The organism is Flavobacterium sp. UBA4854 (assembly GCF_002399805.1).
Classification (GTDB): domain Bacteria; phylum Bacteroidota; class Bacteroidia; order Flavobacteriales; family Flavobacteriaceae; genus Flavobacterium; species Flavobacterium ginsengisoli.
Genome location: NZ_DHEI01000105.1, coordinates 1 through 6,585 on the forward strand (window position 1 = coordinate 1; position 6,585 = coordinate 6,585).

General features: G+C 33.7%; 5 protein-coding genes and 2 pseudogenes. 3 read left to right on the forward strand and 4 right to left on the reverse strand.

Features of this window, described 5'->3' with window-relative positions; genetic code table 11:
* A pseudogene (locus tag B3J44_RS15345) lies at window positions 1-168 on the forward strand (cytosol nonspecific dipeptidase); the annotation flags it as partial.
* Window positions 169-280: 112 nt separating this feature from the next.
* On the opposite strand, the gene B3J44_RS15350 reads toward B3J44_RS15345, so the two are convergent.
* The 3 genes from B3J44_RS15350 to B3J44_RS15360 all read right to left on the reverse strand — a co-directional run bounded on the left by B3J44_RS15350 (window position 281) and on the right by B3J44_RS15360 (window position 3,937).
* The gene (locus B3J44_RS15350) at window positions 281-1,063 is read right to left on the reverse strand and encodes a carboxypeptidase-like regulatory domain-containing protein (protein WP_198857035.1); all 783 of its coding nucleotides are present in this window, start codon (window positions 1,061-1,063) and stop codon (window positions 281-283) included.
* Between the two features lie 172 nt (window positions 1,064-1,235).
* A complete protein-coding gene (locus tag B3J44_RS15355; protein ID WP_286969415.1) occupies window positions 1,236-3,155 on the reverse strand; it encodes a DEAD/DEAH box helicase in 1,920 nt (639 codons plus the stop codon).
* Window positions 3,156-3,358: 203 nt separating this feature from the next.
* Entirely contained in the window at window positions 3,359-3,937 is a 579-nt protein-coding gene (locus B3J44_RS15360) for a non-canonical purine NTP diphosphatase (RefSeq protein WP_198857037.1), read from the reverse strand.
* A gap of 76 nt (window positions 3,938-4,013) precedes the next feature.
* Here B3J44_RS15360 and B3J44_RS15365 point away from each other — a divergent pair, with 76 nt between their 5' ends.
* The gene (locus tag B3J44_RS15365) at window positions 4,014-5,792 is read left to right on the forward strand and encodes an ABC transporter ATP-binding protein (protein ID WP_286969417.1); all 1,779 of its coding nucleotides are present in this window, start codon (window positions 4,014-4,016) and stop codon (window positions 5,790-5,792) included.
* Here the strand turns inward: B3J44_RS15365 and B3J44_RS15370 are convergent.
* Entirely contained in the window at window positions 5,773-6,156 is a 384-nt protein-coding gene (locus tag B3J44_RS15370) for a DUF2809 domain-containing protein (protein ID WP_286969419.1), read from the reverse strand. The genes B3J44_RS15365 and B3J44_RS15370 overlap by 20 nt on opposite strands.
* Before the next feature lie 208 nt (window positions 6,157-6,364).
* On the opposite strand from B3J44_RS15370, the pseudogene B3J44_RS15375 reads away from it, so the two are divergent.
* A pseudogene (locus B3J44_RS15375) lies at window positions 6,365-6,585 on the forward strand (glucuronyl hydrolase); the annotation flags it as partial.

Sequence of the window (6,585 nt, forward strand, 5' to 3'; positions counted from 1 at the left end):
GGTTTAGAGTGCGGAATTTTAGGAACAAATTATCCAGATATGGATATGATTTCTTTTGGTCCAACAATTCACGGAGCACACTCTCCGGATGAAAGAGCAAGTATTTCTTCTGCACAGAAATATTGGAAATTTGTACTAGAGATTTTAGAGAATATTCCAGTTAAATAAAAATAGTTTTCAGTCGCAGTATTCAGTTCGATAAAACTGTAAACTGAGACTTAAAACTGCGACTAAAAAAAATCCCCAATTGAAAAATTGGGGATTTTTTTATGAGAAAATATTAATTTCTTTTCAAAACTTTATACTGTTCGTAACAAGCACTTATTGCGTCCATAATTTGAAGATCGTTTGCAGATTGAATGAAGGAATCAGAATAATTGCAACGGTGCATAATTTCAGGGATTTCGTCTTTGCTGATACCCAGTAATACTGCAACGGTTTCGCGATCGTATTTGGACTCTAAAAGCGTTCGTACGGTATCGTCTTTTTTCATTTCCTTTAGCTTCTTGAGTTCTTTTCCATTCTTTCCAAAGAAATTATAGAGCATGTCGGCGGGGTTAAAAATCGAACCGAGAACTTTTCCGAAAGCATTTGGAGCATATTCTCCGGCTTCGTAACCTTGCGTTAAACCTGAAATGCTATAACGATAGTTTTCTTTTGTTGGAATTAATTTAGAGTCAATTTCAAGATAACCTGTTAGGGAAAAAGGTGCAATAACCACTTCTTCCAAAGCAATCGCTTTTTCTGTAAGCTGAATTCTAGTTACTTTATTCTTAATCCAGTCATTTGTAACTCTGATTCTTAGCGATTGAAATCCTAGAATAGAAAAATGAAGCGTGTCATTGACTTGCACATCAATTTCAAAATACCCTTTTTCGTCAGATTTTGCACCACGTACTTTGTTGGTGTTAATGATATTTACGCCAGCAAGCGGTTGTTTGCTGTCGTCGTTAATAACATAACCTGAAACTCTTTGTGGAACTGTTGGCTGTGCATCTTGTGTATCTTGCGCGAAACCAAGGTTAGCGATAAGTGTAAAAAAGAAAACTGCGAAATATTTCATATCCTGATTTAAAGCACTAAAAGTAGTAAATCGGGATTAAATATCTCATAGTCTTGGAATTTAATTATAAGAAAATTAACAAAGGCATTGATAAGGTTATTAGATATAAGAAAAAATCCCAAATTCCATATAAAATAGGAATTTGGGATTTATATTTTAAGATCTTAAATGATTAATCTCTTCTAGATCTTCTTGGTCTTGAGCTATCGCCGAAGTTTTCTGAACGTCTTGGAGCTCTATCTGAACCACCTTCGCTTCTTGGAGCAGAGCTTCTAAAACCACCTTCTCTTCTAGGAGCTGAGTTTCTATCACCTCTAAAACCTCCATCACGAGATCCGCCTTCGCGTGATCCACCTTCTCTTGAAGAATTTCTATCACCTCTAAATCCGCCTTCACGTCTTGGAGCGAAGTTTCCTTCTCTTCTGCCAGAATCACGTCTTCCGCCGCCACGGTTGTTGTGGTCACGTCTTCCGCCACCGTCATTTTTAGAAATCTCAACATTGATACGACGACCTTCTAATTGTACGTTATTTAAAACGTCCATTACTTTGTCTGTATGTTGTGGATCTGTGTTGAAGAAAGAGAATCCTTCTTTAACATCTACTTTAAAGATATCATCACGACCTAAATCTAATGTTTCTTTCAAGTAATCTTTTAATGACATCCAGTCGAAGTTGTCTCTAGAACCGATGTTTACAAAATAACGAACTGCTCCGTTGTTATTGAATTCTCTTGGTTCAGAGTCACCTCTTTCACGTCTTTCGCCAGATTGAACAGAAATATCTCTGTTTTTCTTGTAATAAGTGATGAAACGATTAAATTCTACTGAAACCATTTTCTTAATCAATTCTTCTTTAGATAAATCTTCAAGAACATTGTTGATTGCTGGTAAATAGTTGTCAATTTCGTGATCAACCTCAGTATCTTTAATTTTGTTTGCTAAGTGTAATAACTGAATTTCGCAGATTTCAATTCCAGATGGAATTGTTTTTTCTTCGAATTTTTGTTTGATGATTCTCTCGATAGAAGAAATCTTACGTAACTCACTTTTTGTAACAATTACAATAGAAGTACCTAATTTTCCAGCTCTACCTGTACGGCCAGAACGGTGGTTGTAAGTTTCGATTTCGTCAGGTAATTGGTAGTTAACAACGTGTGTTACGTTATCAACGTCAATACCACGTGCAGCAACGTCAGTAGCAACAAGCATCTGAATTTGTCTTCCACGGAACGATTTCATTACACCATCACGTTGCGCTTGAGATAAATCTCCGTGTAACGCAGCGGCGCTATATCCATCTTCAATTAATTTCTCAGCAATAGCTTGCGTGTCTCTTTTTGTACGACAGAAAACTACTGAGAAAATGTCTGGATTAGCATCGGCTAAACGTTTTAATGCTTCGTAACGGTCACGAGCATTAACTAAATAAAATTCGTGAGAAACTGTAGATGAACCTGAGTTTTTAGCACCAACAGTAATCTCAACTGGTTCGCTCATAAATTGTTTTGCAATTCTAGCAACCTCTTGCGGCATAGTCGCAGAGAACAACCATGTACTTTTTTCGTCTGGAGTATCTGATAAAATAGATACGATATCCTCATAGAATCCCATGTTTAACATTTCATCAGCCTCATCCAAAATACAGTAATCTATATTTTTAATGTTTACTAGACCTCTGTTAATCATGTCTTGCATTCTTCCTGGAGTTGCCACAATAATTTGTGCACCTCTCTTTATTTCTCTTGCTTGTTCTGTTATACTAGCTCCTCCGTAAACTGCTACCACATTAATACCTTTTTCGTATTTAGAGTAGTTTTTAAGTTCGTTAGTAATCTGTAAACATAACTCGCGTGTTGGCGATAAAACTAATGCTTGTGTATTTCTGTTGTCGGCATCAATTTTTTGAATTAGCGGAAAACCGAAAGCTGCCGTTTTCCCTGTCCCTGTTTGAGCCAACGCAACCATATCCGTGTCTTTTTCCAATAATAGGGGAATCGCCTTTTCCTGTACCTCTGACGGATTTTCAAATCCTAGATCTAAAATCGCCTTCAGTAACGATTCATTCAATCCTAATTGTTCAAATTTATTCATATGTGTTTTAAAATAGGGTGCAAAATTACTGCTAATTATTCAGATAAACTAATGCAATTTTAAGAATTATGTATTTGTTAAGAATTGATTATCAAAAAGTTACATTTTTGTTGAAATAAATTTTCGTGTTAAATGAAGAAATATGCCAAAAAACACGTCTCAAAATCTAAAATTTAGCATCTAAAATGTTGTATTTTAAACAATTATTTTGTGGTGTTCAGAAAATCAATCAGTTGCTTAACAGCTTTTCCGCGGTGACCTATAGTGTTTTTGGTCTCTAAGGGTAATTCTGCAAAGGTTTTGTCAAAATTTTCGGGCTTAAAAATAGGATCATAACCAAATCCGTTTGTTCCGGTTTTTGTATTTGTAATTTCTCCTTTCGCAATTCCGGTAAATAAATATTGTTTTCCTTCTAAGTTTAAAGTAATAACGGTTTTGAACTGCGCATCTCGATTTTTTTCATTTTTTAGAGCCTCCAAAAGCTTATTCATGTTATCATCTGCATTTTTTTGTTCTCCTGCATATCGAGCTGAATATACTCCTGGTTCACCATTTAAAGCAAGAACTTCTAAACCTGTATCATCTGCAAAACAATCATAACCGTATTTTTGAGTTACGTAATCGGCTTTTAAAATTGCATTTCCTTCAATTGTATCGGCGGTTTCTGGAATATCTTCCAAACAATTAATATCCTCTAAGCTTAATATTTTGATGCTCTCTGGAAGCATACTCTGAATTTCTGCGATTTTATTTTTGTTATTGGAAGCGAAAACAAGTTTCATAGAATTAAAGTTTTAAATGATTTTCAACACAAATTTAGAATTCTTATATTTGATATGTGGCTTAAAAATGAAATAAATGCAATTATCTGTATTATATAAAAAAATCCTGCCTTTTGTTAAGCCATACAGAAAAATGGTAGCTGCAACCTTACTTCTAACTTTTTTAGGTTCGTTTGCAGCACAAGTAAATGCCGTTATTTTAAAGTATACAGTAGATACTATAAACAACCTGATGGTTGCCCATGAACCTTTATCTAAAGGATTTCACTTGTTAGGAATTATTAGTGTGGTGTTGTTGACTAAAGAATTGGTAAATTCTGTTGTGCAGTTTGGACAAAAATTTTATGGAGAAAAACTCCGTATTTTCATTACTCGAGATATTTCGCAAACTATTGTCGAAAAAATTCTGAGCTATAGAATGGAATTTTACACTTCTGATGAAAATGAAAGCGGAAAACTTCAAACTAGAATTGATGCCGGAATTAGCAGTTTGACCAGATTAGTTCAGAACTTCTTTATTGATATTCTGCCTTTATTTGCCAATGCTTTTGTTGCTTTGGTTATTATGTTTTATGCCAATGTTTATGTAGGATTAGTAAGTTTATGCATTATTCCGATTTACTTTTATATTAGTCAGTTGCAAGCAACTAAATTGAGCGGATTCAGACGAAGAATGCGAAATTACCGTGAGACTAAAAATAACGGAATCATTAGTTTAATAGAATCAATAACAGTTATTAAATCTTTTGTCCGCGAATCTACAGAAGCAGATCGGCATGAAAAGATTCAGTTTGAAATGACTGAAAATCAACTAGAAACCCGAAAAACTAGTTTTATTTTTGAAAGCATAAAAAGTTTTGTCGAACAGATTGGAGTCGTAATTATTATCATTTTGACTGCTTATTTTGTTTTGAATAATCAAATGACAATTGGAGCGATTATGTTTCATATTATGCTTTTTAATAATGTTTCATCGCCAATTAGACAACTTCATAGAATTTATGATGAAGTAAATGATGCGCTGATTTATTCAGAAGGCTTTTTTGATATTTTAGAATCAGAACAGGAAGTAGAAACCAGTGGCGATTATATTCCGGAAAAAATTGTTGGATTAATTGAGGTTAAAAATGTCGATTTTGTTTATCCAAACGGAACACAGTCGCTTTACGATATTAATTTTACGGTAAAACCAAATGAGACATCAGCTCTTGTAGGATTAAGTGGTGCTGGAAAAAGTACTATTATTAATTTATTAGATAAGTTTTATCTGCCATCATCAGGACAAATCTTTTTAGATGGAGTAGATTTAATAGATTATAATACCGATTTTCTCCGCAAAAACATTGGATTGGTGCTTCAGAAAAATCATATTTTTAAAGGAACAATTGCCGAAAACATTTTATACGGAAATCCCGAAGCTTCTCAAGAAGAAGTAATCGAAGCAGCAAAACAGGCGTATATTCACGAACAAGTGATCCAATTGCCCAAAAGCTATGATTCTGATGCGCATTTGCTTTCTGGCGGTCAGCAGCAACGAATTGCAATTGCAAGATTGTTTTTGAAAAATCCACCTATAATTTTTCTGGATGAACCAACAGCAAGTTTAGATGCAATTGCAACCGAGCAAATTAAAAAATCTTTGGATGCAATTAAAAAAGACCGAACTGTTATTATAATATCACACAGTATTTCTCAGATTATCGATGCTTCCAATATCATTGTTTTAGAAAAAGGAAGATGTGTAGAAAAAGGAACTCATGACGAACTATACGATAATAAAGAGACTTATTACCAAATATTTATGGCAATGGCTAATAGCTTGAATATTGATAAAATTACTCAGACTTTTGAGTGAAAAATTTTAGAATGATTTTTTCTGAGATAAAAGCTGAAAAAATTCCAAAAGTGTAAGCCATAATATCCGACCATAAAAAACCTTGACCTAAAACGTATCTTCCAAAAAGAGTTTTTCTTAATTCACTGATCCATTCCGCTTGATACAATTGAAGAAATTCAATGCAATAGCAAATTAGCAGCGAAAGAAAGGATATCAAAAAAGCGTTTTTGAACGGGAAAAATATTCTAACCAAAAAGTAAATCATTACTGCATAAAGAAAATCGCCAATCCATAAAGGGATAAAAGGAATTTTTCTAGAAAGGATTCCGAGGAAAATTATACTTAGAAAAGTTATGAAATAGGAAATTCTGGTTTTGTTCAAGTTGAGATTGGGTTTTGGTTAAAGCAAATGTATATAATCAGATGTAATTTCTCTTTGTCAAAGTTTTAAACTTTGACAAAGAGAAGAGCGGCATAGAACATGAATAAAATAGTACATCAATAATTCACTTTTAGGTAACAAAAAGTACAAAAACTTAAAGGATTCACTTTATTTCATAAATTTATCGATTAAACAAACTATCGACCACATGAATGCAAAAATTTTCACTCTGATTGCCGCATTGTTTATTCTAGGAAATCAAGGTTATTCTCAAAAAGACAAAACATTTAATATTAAAAAACAGTTAGATTACTGTGCAGAACAAGCTTCAAAAACGTTACAAGTAATTCCGAATGACGGAACTTCGCCAAGAACAGTTCCAAACGGAAGTAAAGAATGGAAATTTGTTGACTATAAAGATTGGACAAG

Bases quoted from the DNA above. Each gene is read 5' to 3' on its own strand.
- B3J44_RS15365 (WP_286969417.1), top strand. From the start codon at position 4,014: ATGCAATTATCTGTATTATATAAAAAAATCCTGCCTTTTGTTAAGCCA.
- B3J44_RS15350 (WP_198857035.1), bottom strand. From the start codon at position 1,063: ATGAAATATTTCGCAGTTTTCTTTTTTACACTTATCGCTAACCTTGGT.
- B3J44_RS15360 (WP_198857037.1), bottom strand. From the start codon at position 3,937: ATGAAACTTGTTTTCGCTTCCAATAACAAAAATAAAATCGCAGAAATT.
- B3J44_RS15355 (WP_286969415.1), bottom strand. From the start codon at position 3,155: ATGAATAAATTTGAACAATTAGGATTGAATGAATCGTTACTGAAGGCG.